This window comes from Achromobacter sp. SLBN-14 (assembly GCF_006715415.1).
Taxonomy (GTDB): Bacteria; Pseudomonadota; Gammaproteobacteria; order Burkholderiales; family Burkholderiaceae_B; genus Achromobacter; species Achromobacter mucicolens.
Window position 1 is genome coordinate 1,133,351 of record NZ_VFNE01000001.1, and the last position, 18,920, is coordinate 1,152,270.

18 protein-coding genes and 2 tRNA genes are annotated in these 18,920 nt (G+C 65.0%); 6 read left to right on the forward strand and 14 right to left on the reverse strand.

Translation table 11 applies throughout. The features are described 5' to 3' along the window. Window positions 1-13 precede the first annotated feature (13 nt). The 3 genes from FBY20_RS05180 to FBY20_RS05190 all read left to right on the forward strand — a co-directional run bounded on the left by FBY20_RS05180 (window position 14) and on the right by FBY20_RS05190 (window position 3,125). Complete coding sequence (locus tag FBY20_RS05180; protein WP_142050491.1) at window positions 14-1,486, forward strand: amidohydrolase family protein; 1,473 nt, start codon at window positions 14-16, stop codon at window positions 1,484-1,486. Continuing rightward, complete coding sequence (locus FBY20_RS05185; protein WP_142050494.1) at window positions 1,483-2,409, forward strand: N-carbamoyl-D-amino-acid hydrolase; 927 nt, start codon at window positions 1,483-1,485, stop codon at window positions 2,407-2,409. The genes FBY20_RS05180 and FBY20_RS05185 overlap by 4 nt, the downstream gene beginning before the upstream one ends. A gap of 86 nt (window positions 2,410-2,495) precedes the next feature. Beyond that, the gene (locus FBY20_RS05190; RefSeq protein ID WP_056321556.1) at window positions 2,496-3,125 is read left to right on the forward strand and encodes a helix-turn-helix domain-containing protein; all 630 of its coding nucleotides are present in this window, start codon (window positions 2,496-2,498) and stop codon (window positions 3,123-3,125) included. A 20-nt stretch (window positions 3,126-3,145) separates the two neighbouring features. On the opposite strand, the gene FBY20_RS05195 is transcribed toward FBY20_RS05190, so the two are convergent. The 14 genes from FBY20_RS05195 to FBY20_RS05260 all read right to left on the reverse strand — a co-directional run bounded on the left by FBY20_RS05195 (window position 3,146) and on the right by FBY20_RS05260 (window position 17,319). Further along, window positions 3,146-3,889, reverse strand: a complete 744-nt coding sequence (locus tag FBY20_RS05195; protein ID WP_174245386.1) for a YrbL family protein — start codon at window positions 3,887-3,889, stop codon at window positions 3,146-3,148. 294 nt (window positions 3,890-4,183) lie between these two features. After that, entirely contained in the window at window positions 4,184-5,443 is a 1,260-nt protein-coding gene (locus tag FBY20_RS05200; protein ID WP_142050497.1) for a hypothetical protein, read from the reverse strand. 31 nt (window positions 5,444-5,474) lie between these two features. Further along, a complete protein-coding gene (locus FBY20_RS05205) occupies window positions 5,475-6,962 on the reverse strand; it encodes a DUF6844 domain-containing protein (RefSeq protein WP_142050500.1) in 1,488 nt (495 codons plus the stop codon). Window positions 6,963-6,973: 11 nt separating this feature from the next. Then, window positions 6,974-7,537, reverse strand: coding sequence for a penicillin-binding protein activator LpoB (locus tag FBY20_RS05210; RefSeq protein WP_142050503.1), 564 nt, complete (start codon window positions 7,535-7,537; stop codon window positions 6,974-6,976). Between the two features lie 69 nt (window positions 7,538-7,606). Further along, window positions 7,607-8,050 (reverse strand): hypothetical protein, encoded by a 444-nt coding sequence (locus FBY20_RS05215; RefSeq protein WP_142050506.1) that lies wholly within the window; start codon window positions 8,048-8,050, stop codon window positions 7,607-7,609. A 1-nt stretch (window position 8,051) separates the two neighbouring features. Further along, window positions 8,052-9,542 carry a hypothetical protein gene (locus tag FBY20_RS05220; RefSeq protein WP_142050509.1) on the reverse strand — a complete coding sequence of 497 codons (1,491 nt, stop codon included), beginning with the start codon at window positions 9,540-9,542 and terminating at the stop codon, window positions 8,052-8,054. 414 nt (window positions 9,543-9,956) lie between these two features. Next, window positions 9,957-10,041: transfer RNA gene (locus FBY20_RS05225), tRNA-Leu, on the reverse strand. 140 nt (window positions 10,042-10,181) lie between these two features. Further along, window positions 10,182-11,177: a tripartite tricarboxylate transporter substrate binding protein gene (locus FBY20_RS05230; RefSeq protein WP_142050512.1), complete on the reverse strand. Its 996-nt coding sequence runs from the start codon at window positions 11,175-11,177 to the stop codon at window positions 10,182-10,184. Window positions 11,178-11,261: 84 nt separating this feature from the next. Next, window positions 11,262-12,455, reverse strand: coding sequence for an alpha-hydroxy acid oxidase (locus FBY20_RS05235; protein ID WP_142050515.1), 1,194 nt, complete (start codon window positions 12,453-12,455; stop codon window positions 11,262-11,264). Then, window positions 12,452-13,837 carry a VOC family protein gene (locus FBY20_RS05240; protein WP_142050518.1) on the reverse strand — a complete coding sequence of 462 codons (1,386 nt, stop codon included), beginning with the start codon at window positions 13,835-13,837 and terminating at the stop codon, window positions 12,452-12,454. The genes FBY20_RS05235 and FBY20_RS05240 overlap by 4 nt, the downstream gene beginning before the upstream one ends. A gap of 82 nt (window positions 13,838-13,919) precedes the next feature. Then, on the reverse strand, window positions 13,920-14,861 hold the full coding sequence (locus FBY20_RS05245) for a LysR substrate-binding domain-containing protein (protein ID WP_056321530.1): 942 nt from the start codon (window positions 14,859-14,861) through the stop codon (window positions 13,920-13,922). Window positions 14,862-14,938: 77 nt separating this feature from the next. Beyond that, on the reverse strand, window positions 14,939-15,421 hold the full coding sequence (secG, locus tag FBY20_RS05250; RefSeq protein WP_108006533.1) for a preprotein translocase subunit SecG: 483 nt from the start codon (window positions 15,419-15,421) through the stop codon (window positions 14,939-14,941). Between the two features lie 21 nt (window positions 15,422-15,442). Further along, window positions 15,443-16,189: a triose-phosphate isomerase gene (gene tpiA / locus FBY20_RS05255; RefSeq protein WP_056321524.1), complete on the reverse strand. Its 747-nt coding sequence runs from the start codon at window positions 16,187-16,189 to the stop codon at window positions 15,443-15,445. Between the two features lie 152 nt (window positions 16,190-16,341). After that, the gene (locus tag FBY20_RS05260) at window positions 16,342-17,319 is read right to left on the reverse strand and encodes an NAD(P)H-quinone oxidoreductase (protein WP_062840447.1); all 978 of its coding nucleotides are present in this window, start codon (window positions 17,317-17,319) and stop codon (window positions 16,342-16,344) included. 165 nt (window positions 17,320-17,484) lie between these two features. On the opposite strand from FBY20_RS05260, the gene FBY20_RS05265 reads away from it, so the two are divergent. The 3 genes from FBY20_RS05265 to FBY20_RS05275 all read left to right on the forward strand — a co-directional run bounded on the left by FBY20_RS05265 (window position 17,485) and on the right by FBY20_RS05275 (window position 18,918). Continuing rightward, window positions 17,485-17,572: transfer RNA gene (locus tag FBY20_RS05265), tRNA-Ser, on the forward strand. Between the two features lie 288 nt (window positions 17,573-17,860). Continuing rightward, complete coding sequence (locus tag FBY20_RS05270; protein WP_056321519.1) at window positions 17,861-18,670, forward strand: class I SAM-dependent methyltransferase; 810 nt, start codon at window positions 17,861-17,863, stop codon at window positions 18,668-18,670. Beyond that, window positions 18,667-18,918 carry a hypothetical protein gene (locus FBY20_RS05275; protein WP_142050521.1) on the forward strand — a complete coding sequence of 84 codons (252 nt, stop codon included), beginning with the start codon at window positions 18,667-18,669 and terminating at the stop codon, window positions 18,916-18,918. The genes FBY20_RS05270 and FBY20_RS05275 overlap by 4 nt, the downstream gene beginning before the upstream one ends. The last annotated feature ends 2 nt before the right edge of the window (window positions 18,919-18,920 follow it).

Consider the following 18,920-nt stretch of genomic DNA (forward strand, 5'->3'; position numbering starts at 1 on the left):
GCCGGAGAATCGCATGTCCCAGCCCGACGCCACCCCGTTTGACTACATCCTCGCCGGCGGCACCGTCATCGACGGCACCAACGCCCCGGGCCAGCGCGCCGACGTGGGCGTGCGCGGCGACCACATCGCCGCCGTGGGCGACCTCAGTGGCAGCGCCGCGCGCCGCCGCATCGACGTATCGGGCAAGGTGGTGGCCCCCGGGTTCATCGACTCGCACACGCACGACGACAACTACCTGCTCAAACGCCGCGACATGACGCCCAAGATCTCGCAGGGCGTCACCACCGTCGTCACCGGCAACTGCGGCATCAGCCTGGCGCCGCTGGCCCACGCCCACGCCAGCCCGCCCGCGCCGCTGGACCTGCTGGACGAAGGCGGCTCCTACCGCTTCGAACGTTTCTCCGACTACCTGGATGCGCTGCGCGCCACGCCCGCCGCCGTCAATGCCGCCTGCATGGTCGGCCATTCGACGCTGCGCGCGGCCGTCATGTCCGACCTGCAGCGCGCCGCCACGCCCGACGAAGTGCAGGCCATGCAATCGCTGGCCGACGATGCGCTGGCCAGCGGCGCCATCGGCATCTCCACCGGCACGTTCTACCCGCCCGCGGCCCAGGCTACCACCGAGGAGATCATCGAGGTCTGCCGTCCGCTCAACACGCACGGCGGCATCTACGCCACGCACATGCGCGACGAAGGCGAACACATCGTGCAAGCGCTGGAGGAGACCTTCCGCATCGGCCGCGAACTGGACGTGCCCGTCGTAATCTCGCACCACAAGGTCATGGGCCAGCCCAACTTCGGGCGGTCCGCCGAAACCCTGCCGCTGATCGAAGCCGCGATGGCCAAGCAGGATGTCTCGCTGGACGCCTACCCCTACGTGGCCGGATCCACGATGCTCAAGCAGGACCGCGTCCTGCTGGCCGGCCGAACCATCATCACCTGGTGCAAGCCGTACCCCGAACTCAGCGGCCGCGAGCTGGACGAAGTGGCCGCCGAACGCGGCAAGTCCAAGTACGACGTGGTCCCGGACCTGCAACCGGCCGGCGCCATCTATTTCATGATGGACGAGCCCGACGTGCAGCGCATCCTCAAGTTCGGCCCGACCATGATCGGCTCGGACGGCCTGCCCCACGACGAGCGCCCGCATCCCCGGCTGTGGGGCACCTTCCCGCGCGTGCTGGGCCATTATTCGCGAGACCTGGGCCTGTTCCCGCTGGAAACCGCCGTCTGGAAGATGACGGGCCTGACCGCCGCCAAGTTCGGCCTGGCCGAGCGCGGGCAGGTGCAGCCCGGCTACTTTGCCGACCTCGTGGTCTTCGACCCGGCCACCGTGGCGGACGCCGCCACCTTCGAACGCCCCACCGAACGCGCGGCCGGCATCCACTCTGTCTACGTCAACGGCGCGCCCGTCTGGGAGGAGCAGGCCTTCACCGGCCAGCACGCCGGCCGCGTCCTGGCCCGGACCGCCGCCGGGAGCGGCGCATGAGCGCCCGCAAGCTCCACCTTGCCGTCGCGCAGCTGGGCCCCGTCCAGCGCAGCGACACCCGCGTGCAAGTCGTGCGCCGTCTGATCGACCTGCTGGAAGACGCCCACAGCCGCGGCGCCGCCTGGGTGACGTTTCCGGAACTGGCCCTGACCACCTTCTTTCCCCGCTGGTCCCTGGACGATCCCCGCGAAGTGCAGGAATTTTTCGAGACCGAGATGCCGGGCCCGCTGACCCGCCCCCTCTTCGACGCGGCGCGCGACAGGGGCATCGGCTTTTACCTGGGCTATGCCGAGCTCGCGGACGGCGCGCAGTACAACACCAGCATCCTGGTGGGCCGCGACGGGCAGATCGTGGGCAAGTACCGCAAGATCCACATCCCCGGCGACGCGCAGGCTGTCGACGGCGCGCCCTTGCAGCACCTGGAAAAGAAGTACTTCGCCGTCGGCGACCTGGGATTTCCCGTGTGGCAGACCCCGGACGCCGCCATCGGCATGTGCATCTGCAATGACCGCCGCTGGCCTGAGACCTTTCGCGTCATGGGCCTGCAGGGCGTGGAGGTCGTCATGGCCGGCTACAACACGCCGTCGGGCTATGTGCAATGGAACGAGCCGATCCACCTGCGCATGCACCATCACCTGCTGTCGCTGCAGGCCGGCGCCTACCAGAACGCCTGCTGGGTGGCGGCGGCGGCCAAGGCCGGCGTCGAGGAAGGCAACCCGATGATCGGCGGATCCTGCATCGTCGCGCCCACCGGCGAAATCATGGTGCGCACCTTTTCCGAGGACGACGAGGTCATCAATTTCGTCTGCGACCTGTCGGTGTCGGATCACTACCGCGCCAACATCTTCAATTTCGCCGCCCACCGCCGGCCCGAGCATTACCGGATGATCGTCGAACGCACCGGCGCCCAACCGCCCGCCTGATCCGGCCCACCCCTTACAATCCGGCTACACGCGGCGGGGCTTGCGGGCCCTGCCCCTGCCTTCAACCCTATCAGCCAGACCGCTACATGGCCCCAACCGGCAACACATCCCCGCCCGAGATCGTGGGCAAGGAAGAAATGGGCGCCCGCCTGCGCGCCGAGCGCAAGGCCAGGAAAATGACCTTGCAGGCGCTGTCCAAGGCCAGCGGCATCGCGGTATCGACCCTATCGAAGGCCGAACTCGGCCAGATCGCCCTCAGCTACGAGAAATTCGCCGCCCTGGCCCGCGCGCTCGACATCGACATGACCCGCATGTTCATGCTGCGCGACGCCGCGCAGGCCGCGGTTGCCCCCACCTTCGTCAAGAACCGGCTCAGCGACGCCCGCGACTACATCACCGAGAACTATCACTACCGCCTGCTGATGGGCGAATACCCCGGCAAGAAGATGCTGCCGATGGTCGCCATGATCGACTCGCGCAAGGTGGTGGAATTCGAGGACTACATCCGCCATCCCGGGCAGGAATTCGTCGTGGTCCTGTCGGGCAAGGTCCGCATCCAGTTTGAAAATGGCGACAGCGTCGTGCTGAACCGCCTGGAATCGGCATACTTCGACAGCAGTATCGGGCATGTGTATCTGTCGCTGAGCAGAAAGCCGGCCGAGGTGCTGGCGGTGTGCAGCGACATGGACGACGTGCCGGACAGACTGAAGGGCTGAGCGCTTAAGCGCCTAAACGCCTAAAGGCGGCGCGCGCTCGCGGCCAGCAGCTTTTTCGTCATCGTGTCGTAGCGGCGCAGGATGCGCCGGCCATTGAGCGCCTTGCTCCACGAATACACGGGAATCAGCTGCTTGGAGCCGTAGCCGTCCACCAGATAAAGGCCTTCCCGCCCTTCGGCATTGAAGCCCACGACGATATTGCTGGCGCTGACGTCGTTGAAGATGACGTGCGCATCGATCAGCGCCATGATGAAGTCATGCACGCGATGCCGCAGTTCTGGGGAAAACCCGTGCCGCGCCACCACCTCTTTCAGCGTGGGCGCCAGGTTCCCGTGAGCGTCCACGATGCGCTCGACCACCAGCCCCAACCCCTTCGAGGTCAACATCAGGCCAAAGATGCGCGCCATGAGCACATTGCCCACTTGCGCCCCTTGCCGCGCGGACGTTGCGATGTACTCGACGGTCTCCATGATGAACACCCGGTGGGCGTCATCCCGCTGAAAGCGCTTGTACCAGGCCCGCTTGCGGTCCGGCTGGCTGCGGCGCGCGCCATTGATGATCTTGATGAGCAGCGAGCTGTCGGCCGGGTGCAGATACACGTCCCGTTCGCTGCCCGCCGCGGCGATCGAGAGCGGTCTCAAGTCCAGGACGTCGAAGGGACTGGCCGCCCACGCGGCATGAAACGTCATCCGTGGCAGGACGCTCAGTTCATTCGGTAGCGGGGTCAGTTCGGCAATATCGCGCCGGACGGACGCATTTAGCATGGCAATCTCTGGAGACGACTGCTGCACTGTGTCGTTGAAAACTTGCGGGGTAGCGCGGCGAACCGTTCTATCCAAACGAACGGATGCAGGATGGCGCAGGCGCGTGGTGGCCATATGGTATGCGGGCATCTGCCCGCGCACAAGCGCGCGTTTGGCACGGCCGACCCGCGGATTTCGCCGGAATGGGCCCGGTTTCCTAGACGATCCCGGGCGGCGGCCGATTGTTTCCCAACATGGAAATCTGTTTTCCAGGCCAATCCGGAAACATTTTCCGGATTGGCTGGCCGATACGCCTCAATTATTGAGGAACACGTTAGCGCGATCCGGGGCCTGGGATTTCTCGGCAGCGGCCGATGCGCGCTTCGGGCCGGGCCTGGCGGCCGCCGGCGCCTGGACCTTCTTGTCGGTCTTGCGCACGATGTAACTGCCGCCTTCGCTCAGGGTGCCCGATGCCATCTTCAGGAAAGAGAACTTGGGCTTGACCTCCGTGACGCGCCCCAGCCCTACTTCGGATTCCATCGCCCCCAGCGATTCTCCGCTCTGCGGATCGCGCAGTTCTTCGCCCACCAGGAAGACCGCGTAGGTGTCGCCCGCCGCGATGCCGCCTTCTCCGCGATTGATGATGGCCGTATCGCCCATCACCTTGATGACCTGCATCGGATAGATCGCATCCACCATGCGGGCAACCAGCTTGTCGGCGGCGCCGCCGATCAGCTTGTTCAGGGTATCGGCGCCCACACTGGTGGCGCCCGCATAGTTGCCGCCGAACTTCTGCGACCCCGACCATTTGATCTTGCGGGAAGAGAACTCGATCACTTGCAATTGCAGCGTGCCGCTGGCGCTGCTGTTGACCAGGACTTCGCCCGTCATGGCAATGGTTTCGCGCTGGTTGTTGCTGACGCCAAGACTCTGCAACTGGGCCACCACCAGATAATCGGCGCCACTGGCCTGCGACAGGCGGGCGACCTCGGGATTGGCCGCCGCGTCGCCCAGGATGAACTCCTTCTCATCCTGGAAGAGCCTGTCGTTTTCCCGATTCAGCACATCGAAGCGCCGCGTGCCCACCAGCGATTCGCCGACGGTCTGGATCAACTGAGGACGGAACTGCCTGCTGTTGCTGACTACGACCACGCTGCGGCGGTTGCTATCCGCGCCCAGGCGTTCGTACTTGGCGTAGCGCAGCGTGACGGTGGCTTCCCAGCCGCGGCCCGGAAACTCAGCCACGTTGTTGACGTCGTAACCGAGTATCGGCGCATTCTGCGGCGTATTGAGCGTCTGGCGAATGTTCTTGTTCATGGCGCTGACGACCGTGGAATGATCCTGATTGTCCACGGACGCATCGACAGACACGTTCTGCGTCATGAACTGCGCCGACAAGCGCACGCCAAACGCCTGCCCGGCCGCGCTGACCAGCGCGGCCTGAATGGCCTCTTCGCGGCTCATGCCCTGGCCATCGGCCGTCACAGTGGCCTCCGTGACTTGCGCCTGGGCGCTCGGCATCAGGCCAAGACAAATTGCCAACGAAACCAGCAGGGTCGAAAGAATGGCTTTCATGCAGTGATCCTGTAGGGGCGGTCAACCGCCGTTAAAAGTCATGCTTGCTGTTGATGGACTTCGACGAGCGGTTCTGGTCGGTCGCCATGGCGGCCGCGCCGTTCGGCTGCGCGCCATTGCCGCGCCCGCGCATCTGCGCGTCGATGGCGTTGGCGTTCTCCAATTGCCCGTACGTCCACCCCACCACGGTTCCCACGTGTTCGACGCCGTTGCCGTCCTGCGTCGACCAGCGCTTGACGACGCTGGTGCCGCGCAATTCGCCGCTTGCCGACGCCGTGCCGGTGCGCGACCGCTTCTGGATCGTTTCGGCGATCTGTTCCTTGATCTGCTGGCTCTGGCCAACCTTGCCGTTCTCGATCTCGGTAACCTGGCGGGCCAGGTCTTCGTTGACATCGCCCATCTCCGTGTTCTCGGAGATCCGGATGTTGTTGTTCATGAAGGCAACGATGTTCGCCTCGGCCATCGCCTGCGCGATATCCTGTGCCGTCTGCTTGGCGCGAATCGCGCGCGACGCGCTCCAGCTCGGGTCCATCGGCACCGATGCGCGGCCGTAGGACAGCAGCATCGGACGACCGGCCTCGTCGTAGGTGAATCGCAGGCCAACCTCGTTCAGATACCCCTTTTCATTGGCAGGCAGCAGGTCCTTGAGCACCTTGGGGTCGCCCTTGACCAGCGTCGGCCGCTTGCGCGCAATGTCCTGCGCAAATTGCCGGGTCTTTTCGGACTGAACCGCGATCACCGCCACCAGCATGGCCTTCTTGCCATTTGCCGTTTGCGAGAAGATTCGCGTCTGCACCGGCACCAGGCCTTGCATGTTCTGGTATGCCGACTTGGTCACGCTCTTGCTCAGATTGTCCTTGAACAGCGTTTTCTTCTGTTCCACGGTCATCTTCTTGACGTCCTCCGCCGGGACGCCTTCCTCGACCAATGCGTTATCGAGTTTCTTGTCGAGCAGCGTCAGCGCCTTGTCGATCAAGGCTTCCAAGCGTCCACCACCGGCTTTCAGCGCGGCTTCAAGCTCCACCGGATCGAAGACGTCCTTGTTGCTGGACTGGTCCTCAAAGCGCGTCAGGATCGTCTGGGTGGTCAGGCGGCCATAGGTCGACAGGATGTAATCGGCCTGCATGTCGAACACGGCGCGCTCGTAGGCCAGGGCCAACTGCGTGCCGTAATGCGGATTGGCTGCGCTGTCGACCGACAGCGGCGCAAAGCCGGCGTAGAAGACTCGCCCATCCTGGGCCTTGCCCATCGCCTGGCCGAACTGCTCTTCGAACTCGGCCACCCAGTCTTCGTAGCTCTGGACGGGCTCATCGCCCATGGCATTGGCGCCCGTGGCCTTGTCAAGCAGCGCCTCCGGCGCCTGGCCGGGAACGGGGGTCACGGCGTGCGCGCCCGCTGCGGGCTGTGCTGCGGGTTGTGCTGCGGGTTGTGCCGGGGTTTGCGCCAGCGCGGTTTGCATCGGTGTGCCGGCTGCGGCAAGCAGGGACAACGCCAGGACGATCGGGGTGAATTTGGACATGACGCGGCCTCTTACCAAGCGAAATTCTGATTCGGCCCCAGCTTCTCGATGGGGATCAGGGATTGGAAAATTTCCAGGCCGGTATCACGCTCAACCACGCGGAAATCAAATTCGTACTCCAGCTGCTGCTGCTTTTGCGCCCCGTCGACCACCGTGCGCTGACGGATCGCGCCTCCCATTTCCAGATCGGACGCGACCACGGTGCCGTTACGGGCGACCGTCTTCTGGTTGAACATCTTGGACTTGCTGAGTTGACGCGAGTCCTTCACGAAGTCCGTGCGTTCGGCGCCCGTCGCGCCGGTAAAGATGAATTGGCCGGTCTTCGTCAGCGCGATCTTCATGCGCGAGGTCATGCTGGCGGTGTCGATGCGGAACGTCGTGTCGTTGACCACTTCGCCCATCTGCACGACCCAACGGCCGCCGCCCGGCTTCTTGGCGTAGGGCGATTCCAGGAACTCCTGCACGGCCTTCTTCGACGCGTATTCAAAATCCGTGTTCTGCAGACCGAAGGACACCATGCCCGGCTGGCCGGTGCGGCTGAGATCGCCATTCGGGTTGCTGGAAACCACTGCCATGTTCTGGCAGCCCGCCAGCGACAGCGCCAGGAGGGCGATGAGAGATGCTTTTTCATGGATGTTTGATGCTCAGTTTTCAACGTATATGCGCACGATGGCGCGCGTGGCCAGGGGATCCATGGCCGTGGACTGGATGATTTCCTGACGCCGAGGGTCCAACGCCAGGCCATCGACGACCTGGGCGCCGTTGACGACGCGGCGCCCGCAATCGTCAAACCACTGGACCGCGTATCGGACGCGCAGAATGACGCCGAAGGGCTGGGGGTCGCGCGCGTTGCGGACAGAGAACTGCACCGCCTTCATGCCGTTGCGCAGGTCGATCAACGCCGCGCCCTCCACCGCCGCCCCTTGCGGGCTGGCCTCATCCACGACCTGAAGCGCCGTTTCGGGGGCCAGTGTCATGTCGCAGGTGATGACCCGGGGCGCCGCGAGCGGCCCACGTGTTTCCCCCTGCACCCCGCCAGCAACCGCCGCCAACAGGACGATGGCCAATCCTTGAACAAGCGGCCGCATGTCAGAGACCACCGGCAACTTTCACCGGCGCGGCAGCTTGGGTGACCGGCGCCTGGGCCGGCAGCGGCTGCACGTACACAGCCGGCTTGCCGGCCGTGCCGGAGGCTTTCACCAGCACCAGCGTATTGACGTCTTCCTGCAGCGGGATCTGTGCAAGGGATTCGCCCTGGGCGGCGGCCAGCGTCAGCAGACCGTCTTTCGGGCGGTCGACCACCACCATTTGCAGCGTGTCAGGCAGATTGGCCCAGGCGCGAACATCCGCCTTGGTCAAGGCGTACTGCACGGCGCCGGTTCCCAGCTTCAGCAGCCCGGCCACCAGCGGATCCGCCTTCTGCTTGTCGATCTGGTGGTTCACAGCGGCCTGGGCGGTGGTCTTCAAGACCGTGGAAATCACGGCTTTGGCCACCACGCCCTTGTAGCCGGCATCGAACTCCAGCCCGGCCACTTCGTTCAGGTCGGTCAGGACTGCGGTTTCCTGCTGCGTCTTGCCCGAACCCACCTTCAGGCTGCCGTAGGCGGCCTGTCCGCGCACAAACTGGGGCAGCGCGATGCCGCTATAGGTGACCTTGTCGCTCACGATGAACAGGGGCAGGTCAATGCGAAACTCCTTGAACCCGGGTCCGACGCCGTCTTCGTACAGCACGATGACCTTGTTCTTCAACACGCCTTTGCCCTGCTGCAGCTCCCGGCTCAGGTAGGCAAGGACCGCATTGCCGCCGCGCGTGGCGCTGGCGGCGTTGGCGCTTTTCAACATGTCCCGGGACACGTTCGAGCGCTTGTCGGACGAGGACGAGGATGTCGCACGGAAGACGGCGCTCATGGCGTCACCCGCTGACAGGCGGATCTTCGACGACTTCAATCCACTAGGCAGATCTTTCACGCCGTCGGCGATCTTGGGGCCCACTTCGCCCAGGCTTTTCTTGGCGCCTTCGCTCTTCTCGTCGGCCAGACCGGTCTTCACCGACGCGTTGACGGTATCGGAATAGGCCTTGAGCTGGGTCTGCGCGTTGCCCTGCCGAACCTGCAAGCGGTTGAAGTCCACCCGGGCATTGCTCTCGTCGCCCAGCATCAGATGGTTGATGGCCTGGTAGTAGTCGACGAGCGAGCCTTGGTAGATCTTGCCCTGATAGGCGCCAAACGCGCTGCTGGTCAGGGTCGTGCCGATCAGGTTGGCGACTTCGGCCGGCGTCTCCACCGTGTCTTCCTTCCAGTTGAGCTGGGTGGCCGCGGCGTTGAAGGCGTCGCGGCTCAGGGCCCACATGCCGGCGTCGTTGAACGCCTTGCCCGCTTCCAGCGCGTCCAGCAGGCTGGCCGGGTCATACGTCGGTTGGCCCTTCGCGTCCAGGTAGCGCGCGGCATACGCCTGGTAATCCGACGCGGCGAGATGGATGGAAGCGTCTTTCTCGCTTACGGTCCGCGTTCCCGCGCAACCTGACAGCACGGCAACAGCCGCAACCAGCACCCCCTTTCCCACCCACCCCATGCGGCGCATCCTGCTCTCCTTGTAGTTAATTCAAATACTTGGTTACATAGATCGGGTGCGATGGTAACACATGGTTATTTTTAAGCACATTTCAAGCGTTATTTGTATCCCGCTTGTGACAGGTCGGGGGGCTTCAGCGCGCGCGCCCAGCGCGTGAGCGGTTTGCGGAGGAGATCGGGAAACGGACGGGGGAGTCACAAGGGGATCGGGATCGCGCCGTCAGGACAAGCAGGCGGATAGCGGATCGAGGGGGATGTCACCGGGGCGGTCGGCGAGGACGACGGCGGGGATGCAACCGAGCCAGGCGGAGCCGGCCGATGGAGTGCCGAGCCCGGCGGAGCTTGATGCCGAGCCCGGCGCCGTCTGAACAACAAAAAACCCGCATCCTCAAAGAGAGATGCGGGTTCATTGCGAGGAATTTCTTGGTGCCGACGGCGAGACTCGAACTCGCACAGCTTTCGCCACTACCCCCTCAAGATAGCGTGTCTACCAATTTCACCACGTCGGCTTGACCACTCCAACAAGGCGAACCTTGCTGGAAAGTCGAGCATTCTATCACGTAATTTTGAAAGCGGGAAAGCCGTCCCGCTTTATCCGTGAAGCGGATGACGCGAGGGTCATCGCTGCCCTCGCGCCCTGCCCCGCCGATCAGTTGATCTGCAGATTCGTCGCCTTGACCACGTCGCCCCACTTGCGGGTTTCGCTTTCCATGAATGCCTTGAACGCCTGCGGGGTGTTGGGCGGCGGGGGAAGCAAAAAGCCGTTGGTCTGGTAGCTGGCGGCCAGCGCGGAATCGGAGGTCAGGGCCTTGTTGATGGCAGCGTTGACCTTCTGCACGATCTCCGGCGGGGTGCCGGCGGGCGCGAAGAGGCCAAACCAGGCCGCCACGTCAAAGCCCGGCACACCGGACTCGGCGATGGTCGGGATCTCGGGCGCGAACGGCACGCGGCTGCCGGTGGTGACGGCCAGGCCCGTCAGTTTGCCGGCGCGCACGTGCGGCAGGAGCGGCGGCAGGTTGTCGAAGATGGAGTCCACCTGGCCGCCCAGCAGGTCGGCCACGGCCGGACCGCTGCCGCGGTACGGAACGTGCAGGATGTCGATGCCGGTCTTCATCTTGAAGAGCTCGCAGCCCAGGTGGGCGGACGAACCGTTGCCGGGCGAGGCGCAGGTCAGCTTGCCGGGATTCTTCTTGGCGTACTCGATGTATTCCTGCACGGTCTTGACCGGCACGTTCGCGTTGACCGCGAGGATGTTGGGCACCACGTTCAGCAGCGCGACCGCGTCCAGGTCCTTGAGCGCGTCATAGGACATCTTGGAGTACAGCGACTGGTTGATCGCCGTGGAGATAGACCCCACGAAGAACGTGTAGCCGTCCGGCTGCGCGCGGGCGACGGTCTCGGCGCCGATGTTGCTGTTGGCGCCCGGCTTGTTCTCGACCACGAAGGTCTGGCCAAATTCCTTGCCCAGCACGTCCGCGATCATGCGGGCGCTGATGTCGGTCGTGCCTCCCGGCGCGTAGCCCACGACCAGCCGCACGGGCTTGGTGGGATAGCCGTTTGCCTGGGCCTGGGCCTGGGCGGGGCCGGCCACGACACACGCGAGCGCCGCGGCAACGCCAGCCAGCTTGGAATAGATTTTTTTCATGTTTCCTCCTGTTGAAAGCGGTGGGGCGCGACGTTACGCCGCGCCATTTCTTGTTGTTGTCCGGGCCGTGCGGCCCGGTGGGAATCAGACGGCCGGCCGGGAACGCCAGGATCCGGCCGGTTGCACCGGCGCGATCAGGTCCGGCGTGACGTCGGCAAGCGTGCCGCAGCCCAGCAGCGCCATGTTCGTGGAGATCTCAGTGTGAAAGATCCGCGCGACCTTGCGGATGCCGGCGGCGCCCGCCACCGCCGCGCCAAAGAGCTGCGGGCGGCCGGTGAACACCATTCGCGCGCCCAGGGCCACGGCCTTGAGCACGTCGGCGCCGCGCCTGAAGCCCCCGTCGACCATCACGGGATAGCCTTCGGGCACCGCGGCCACGACATCGTGCAATGCCTGCAGCGGCGAAATGCAGCCGTCGAGCTGGCGGCCCCCGTGGTTCGACACGATCACGCCGTCCGCGCCCGCCGCATGCGCCATCCGCGCATCGTCGGGGTGCATGACGCCCTTGAGCACCAGCTTGCCTGGCCAGTTCTCGCGGATCCAGCGGATGTGTTCCCACGACAGCTTGTCGCGCTCGCCGCGAAAGCCGTTGGGCGGGTCCTGCGTGATGGGCGGGCCGATCTCTTCGTACAAGTTCGAAAACCGGGGCACCCCGCTGCCCAGCAGCGTGCGCATGAAGACGTTCAGCGTCCAGCGCGGATGCAGCATGCCGTCCAGCACGACGCGGCCGCTCATCTTGAACGGGACGGTGAAGGCCAGCCGTTGCAGGTTCTCGCGGTTGGCGCCCACGCAGGTGTCGATGGTGACCACCAGCACTGGAATGCTGGCCGCGCGCAGCCGCGCCAGCAGCTTGCCGATGCGATCGATGTTGCCCGGCAGATAGGCCTGGTACCAGCAGCGGTTGCCGGTCGCCGCCTGCAGGCGTTCGAGCGGCACGCTGGAGGCGCCGCTGATGATGAACGGAATCCGCGTCTCCTGGGCCACGCGCGCCAGCGCCAGATCGCATTCGTGCATGACGATGGCCGAGAAGCCGGTCGGCGCGAACCCCACCGGCATGGCGTAGTCCTGGCCGAACAGGCTGACCTGGCTGCTGCGCTGGTCCACCACGCGCAGGCCGCGCGGCCGAAAGCCGATGTCGCGCGGGGCGCGTACGCTCTCGGACAGCGACGCGCCGTCTTCCGTGCCGCCGCAGACGTAGCCTTCGACGCAGCGCGGCATGATGCGCCGCGCCTCGCGTTCGAAGTCACCCACCGACAGGCAGCGATCCAGCCGGCTCATGCGTCCACGGGCGCGGCGAGCGCCTGCAGGCAGGCCTCGAGCGAGCGCGCCTGCGTGTCGTCGTAAAGGGCCAGCTCGTCCAGCACGCGGGCGCCCAGCGCGGCTTCAAATGCCGTCTGGCTGGCATTCTGCGCGTACTCGGCCTGCGCCTTGTCGCCCAGGTTCGACTGGAAGATGCCGGCCGCGCTGACCGGCAGGAAGTCTTCATACACCAGCGGTTCGTATTGGATGAACCCCGCGTCGATCAAGGCGGACAACTCGGAGGTCTCCGGCGTGCCGGCCTTACCCGTCAGGAAGTAGCGGAAGTACGCCAGCCCCTGGTCATGCAACGCCGCGTAGTTGTCGGGAAATGCCGCAAAGCAATCCTTCAGGTTCTGCATGTACGCCGCCGCGTTGCCTTCGTTGGGCGCACCGCTGATGCGGCTGCGGGCCAGATCCAGCAACTGGTCGTACAGCGCGCGGCCCTTGCGGGTCAGCGCCACGCCACGCTGCTCGATCTCGCCAAAGCGGGCCGTGTGGCTGCCCACCGCACTGGTGCCGTCGGCGCCCGCAAAACGCACGGGCTCTTCCAGCGCCTTGAAGCTGGTCTGACGCAGCAGGATCGGGCACTTGCGCGGTGGCGGGCCTTCGATGACGGCCTTGGCCGACACGCCGCGCCGCGGCATCTCGGCCTGCGCTTCGTCGATGTCCAGCGTGCGCGGCGTCAGGTGATTGATGTGCGGCCCCTTGAACGCCACGACGTCGGCGATCAGGCGATGCTGGCCGTGCAGCTCGCGGTAGTCGTCCAGGCTGACCGTGGACTCGCTGTGCCAGCGGAACGTATGCAGCGCCTCGGCGACAAACTCGCGCGCGTCGGCCTCGGTGAGGCCGCCTTCCGCCTCGAAGCGGGCGGTCAGCGCCAGCGCGCGGTCCGTGAAGATCTGGCGCGCCGCCAGGATGCGGGCGGCCTTCTCGCGCAGCGCCACGTCATCGATCAGCTCCAGCCGCAGCAGCGACGTGAAAACGCGGAACGGGCTGACCTGCAGCGCTGCCTCGTGCGTGGCGCGAAAGGCCGTCGAATGCACGGGCACGCCAGCAGGCGACAGATCGTAGTAGCCGACCGGCTGCATGCCCATCACGGCAAACACGCGGCGCATGTTCGCCAGTTCCTCGGGCGTACCGACGCGGATCGCACCGTGGCGCTCGATGTCCAGGCGCTCGATCTCGCCCGTGCGCGCCAGTTGCGCGGCCAGTTCCGGCTGCTCGGACATCGTCCGCGCATTGACCTGCGCCACAAGGTCCAGCAGGGTGTCGTACAGCGGAACTTCCTGCTTGTACATGTCGGACATGGCGCGCGAAAACCAGGCGCGGATCTGATCGGGATTGACGAAATTCTGACTCATGGCGGGCTCGGCACATCGGTAAACAAGGATGGCCCGCATGAGATCATGCCCGCCGGGGCTCGATCAAATGAAAAAAATCGGCTTAATCAGTCCGTTTTTTCATGGATTGCCCGCGCGTGCCGCCCCGCGCCTCCTGCTGGCGCGCCTCGTCGCGCACCCACGCGACGAACTGCTTGATCTTGGGCACCTCGGCGGAGTGTTCGGAATACGCCACGAAGTACGCGCCGTCACTGGGCTGCACGTAGCCCCATGGGATGACCAGCTTGCCGGCTTGCAGCTCTTCCTCGGCCAGCAGACGCGGCGTGAGCGCGATGCCGCAGCCGCCCTCGGCCGCCCGCACGCACATGTAGAAGGTGTCGAACCGCGGACCGTGATAGCTGCTGTCCGATTGAAACTGCTGATGCGAGAAATAGTCGTGCCACGCTTCGGGACGCGAGGCGCACTGGATCAGCGTCTGTTGGCTCAGGTCGTCCAGGCTGGCGATCCGGCCGCCGCGCAGGAACCCGGGCGCGCACACCGGCACGACGTCGGCCTCGAAGAGCTCCAGGCACTGCGCGCCGGGCAACGTGCCGTGGCCAAAGAAGAACGAGATGTCGATCTTGGCCTGCATCAGGTCGAACGGGCGGGTTTCGCTGCGCACCTTGACCTGGATATCCGGATGCGCGGCCATGAAACGCTGCAGCCGCGGGATGAGCCAGCGCGAGCCGAAGGTGGGCTGGGTGCCGATCGTCAGCACCTGCGTTTCACTGCCGTAGGTCAGGATGTACCGCGAGGACATGTCCACCTGGTTCAGGATCGTCCTGACCTCGGATTGGTACAGCGCGCCGGCCGGCGTCAGTTGCAGCCGGCGGCGCACGCGCAGGAAGAGCGGATTGCGCAGCAGCGCCTCAAGCTGCGCAATCTGCTTGCTGATCGCGCTTTGCGTCATGTGCAGCTCTTCGGCGGCACGCGTGACGCTCATGTGCCGCGCCACCGCCTCGAAACACTGGAGCGCCATCATCGACGGCATCAATCGCTTTTCCATGGTTTCCCCACGCGGATCGCTTCAATATCGCAAGCATAAAAAAAGCCGGCTTGCGCCGGCCTTTCTGCTGCAGTCCCTTACTTTGCCGGAGCGGCGGGCGCTTGCGCCGGCTTTTCAGCGGCAGGCGCAGCCGGCGTGGCCGGGGCCGCGGGCACGGAGGCGTCGGGCGTGGCGGGAGCCGGGGTGGCAGGCACCGACGACGCGCCCGGCACGGACGATGCGCCCGGCGTGGCGGGCACCGAGGAGCCCGGGGCCTGCGGAACCGAACGGTCGGCCGGGAAGCTCTGCATCACGCCGGAATCCACGGCGGGACCGCTGGTGCCCTTGTGGCTGAAGTAAGCCAGGCCAGCGGTGGAGGCAAAGAACACGACCGCGGACCACTTGGTGGCGCGCGACAGGAAGTTCGCCGCGCCAGTGGCGCCGAACAGGCTGCCCGACGAGCCGCTACCGAAAGCGGAGCCCATGTCGGCGCCTTTGCCCTGCTGAAGCAGGACCAGGACGATGATAGCCAGCGCCGAGATCACTTGGACGGCCAGCAGAATTTTGAGCATCAGGGGCATTACAGACTCCGGAACGGAAACTTAGATGGCGGCAATTCGCAAAAACTCTTCGGCCACGAGCGACGCGCCGCCGACCAGGGCTCCGTCGATATCAGTCATGGCGAACAAACTGGAGGCGTTGGCGGCCTTGACGCTGCCGCCGTACAACACCTGAACCTGCGCAGCGCCGAGCGCGCGCAGGGCGGCGCGGATGGCGCCATGGACTTCCTGGGCCTGCTCCGGCGAGGCCGTGCGGCCGGTGCCGATGGCCCAGACGGGTTCGTAAGCGAGAACCATGCGCGAGACGGCGTCGGCGCCCAGCGCCAGCACGGGCTTGAGCTGCCGTTCGATCACGGCCAGCGTGTTGCCGGCTTCGCGGTCAGCCAGGGATTCGCCCACGCAGACCACGGGCGTCAGGCCGGCGGCCAGCGCGGCCTGCGCCTTGGCGGCCACGATCTCGTCGGTTTCGCCGTGCAGGACGCGGCGCTCAGAATGGCCGGCCAGCGCCCAGCGGCAGCCGAACTCTTTCAGCATCGAACCGGAGACTTCACCCGTGTACGCCCCCTTGTCGTGCGCGCTGACGTCTTGCGCGCCCCAGGACACGCTGCTGCCGGTCAGGGCCGACGCGGCCTGCGCCAGGTAGGGAAACGGAACGCAGATGCCGATTTCGCAGTGGCCCGCCGCATCCGCGGCACGAAGCTCGGTCAGCAACGCGGCGTTCTCGGCGAGATTGCCGTGCATCTTCCAGTTGCCCAGCACGAGGCGGGCGCGATTTTCGACTGAAGTCATGGCGAATTTGTCTGACGATTGGGTCTGAGGTGGGAGGACCTGTTACAGGGGCTTTGTGCAGCAACCGCCCACGGGCCTGCCTGGAAAAAATTCCAGGCGAAACCCGAGATTGTATCCTGTTGCGCGGCGATACGCCGAACGCCGCGCGTTTCTTACATGGTCAGGATGATTTTGCCGATGTTTTCCCCGCCTTCCATCATGGCGTGCGCCTTGGAGGCCTCGGCCAGCGGGAAGGTGGCATGGACGATGGGCTTGATGGCCCCTTTTTCCAACAACGGCCAGGCGTGCTCGCGCAGGGCACGCGCGATGGCGCCCTTGAAGGCCACCGGACGGGGACGCAAGGTCGAGCCGGTGATGGTCAGGCGGCGGCGCATGACCTGGGCGGTATCCACATTGGCGTGCGAGCCGCCCAGCTGCGCAATGATGACGATGCGGCCGTCATCGGCCAGGCACTGCATGTCGCGGGCGATATAGTCGCCGGCCACCATGTCCAGGATCACGTCCACGCCGCGTCCGCCGGTGGCGTCCAGCACTTCCTTCACGAAATCCTGCGTCTTGTAGTTGATGCCCTTGTCGGCGCCCAACGCCTCGACGGCGCGTGCGCGATCATCGCTGCCGACGGTCGCATACACCTTATGCCCCATCGCACGCGCCAGCTGGATGGCCGTGGTACCGATGCCGCTCGCGCCGCCGTGAACCAGCAGCGCCTCGCCCTCGGACAGGCGGCCGCGGTCGAACACGTTGCTCCACACCGTGAAATACGTCTCGGGCAGGCCCGCGGCCTCGATGTCGGACAAGCCCTTGGGAATCGGCAGGCACTGCGCCACGGGCGCAACGCAATATTCGGCATAGCCGCCGCCGGCCACCAGGGCGCAGACCTTGTCGCCTACGGCAAAACCGCTGCCAGCCACGTCGCCGCCAACGATCTCGCCGGCTACTTCCAGGCCCGGCAGATCGGACGCGCCACGCGGCGGGGCATAGTTGCCCTTGCGCTGGAACACGTCGGGGCGGTTGATGCCCGCAGCGGTCACTTTGATGAGAACTTCGCCGGCGCCGGCCTCGGGCGTGGGACGTTCCACGGGGACGAGGACCTCGGGGCCGCCGGGGCGGGTGATTTCAACAGCGTGCATCGCGTGCCTCCTTTGCAGCAAATGGATTATTATTGCGCCCTTTGCGGCATACCGTGGTATCGATCGGACAGAATGTTTGCCTGGCGGCCGCAGTATCGCAAAATGTCGGCAAAAGCAGGACAGGTCAGCCGATAATGTTGGGCTCTGGCCTGAATGGTTACGTCGGGAGGTGTGGCAGAGTGGTCGATTGCACCGGTCTTGAAAACCGGCAACGGGCAACCGTTCGTGAGTTCGAATCTCACCGCCTCCGCCAAAAGCATTTGTTGTAGCGGATGTTCCATGTGCAACACCTAGCCGCTGAATGCTGCGTTTCATAAGGCCTTGATCAGCAACTGCTGAGCACTCTGAGCCAACACATGCGCCGGGCTGCTCGACCGCTAGCTCCGCGAGCGAGCGAATCGCTGCGTTTTTTAGCGCTGCCACGGGCGTGGCGACGCATTAGCGGCAGCATTGCTCAACATTCCGTCCTTCTGAAAATCTGACTATCCCCATGCCTACAGCGCCTGCGTGCCCTCTGTGCCAGACAACTTCCGCGTTTGAATTGGCCTATCACAAGGCAGGAATTCCCATCTACCGGTGCCGGGGATGCGGCGCAGGCAAGGCGGAACCCGAGCAGTTCGATGCCGCCACCTATTACGATTCCTCGTACTTCAATGGAGGACGCGAGGACGGGTATTCCAATTATGTCCAGGCTGGCGACGTGCTGCGTACACAGTTCAAGCAGGACATCGCGCTGCTGAAAAGGCTGGGCGCGGGCAGCGGGCGCCTGATCGAGCTGGGCTGCGCTTATGGCTATTTTCTAGACGTGGCCAAGGCATCCTCCTACGAGGTAGGCGGCGTCGAACTGTGTGAAGAGGCTGTCGAAAGCTGCAATGCCCGAGGGCACGACAAGGTTTACCACGGAGAAGTATCCAGAGAGGCGCTGTCCCGCTTCTCTGACGCGGACGTCGTGGTCCTGCTGGACGTCATTGAACACTTGCCTGATCCAGTGGCTTCGCTTGAGGCGGCATCCGGCACGTTGAAGCCGGGAGGATTGCTGCTCATGACGACCGGAGATTTCTCCTCGGCGGTCGCGAAAGCCACCGGCAGCAACTGGCGTCTCATGACGCCTCCCCAACACTTGTGGTTTTTCACGCCAAAATCCTTGAAGTCGCTGTGCGATCGCCTGGGACTGGACTTGGTCCACATGGATCACCCCTGGAAAAAGGTGCCGATTGGTTTGATCGTGTACCAACTGCTCCGGTATGTTTCGGTGCGACCCACGCTGCCGACGTGGACGCACCGCATGGGTCTGCCCGTGAATCTGTTTGACGCGATGCGCCTGGTGTTCCGAAAACGGGAGGCAGCGTGAAGGCAGTCCACATCCTGCTCGGGTCTTCGGCGCAGCGCCAAGTGCCGACCGAACACCAAGGACCGTTTTCGCGCCTCTCGTCGCTGGCATCGGATTGGACATTCCTGCTCGGCGCGGCCAGCTATGGCGTCGTGCTGGTTTTCTGGGTTTGCCTGCTGGCGTTTATCCCGCTTTCCCGCGGCTATCCCTTTACGATCATCAGTCTGGCCGTTATCGGAGTCGGGCTGATCATCTTGGGCACGGAGTGAGT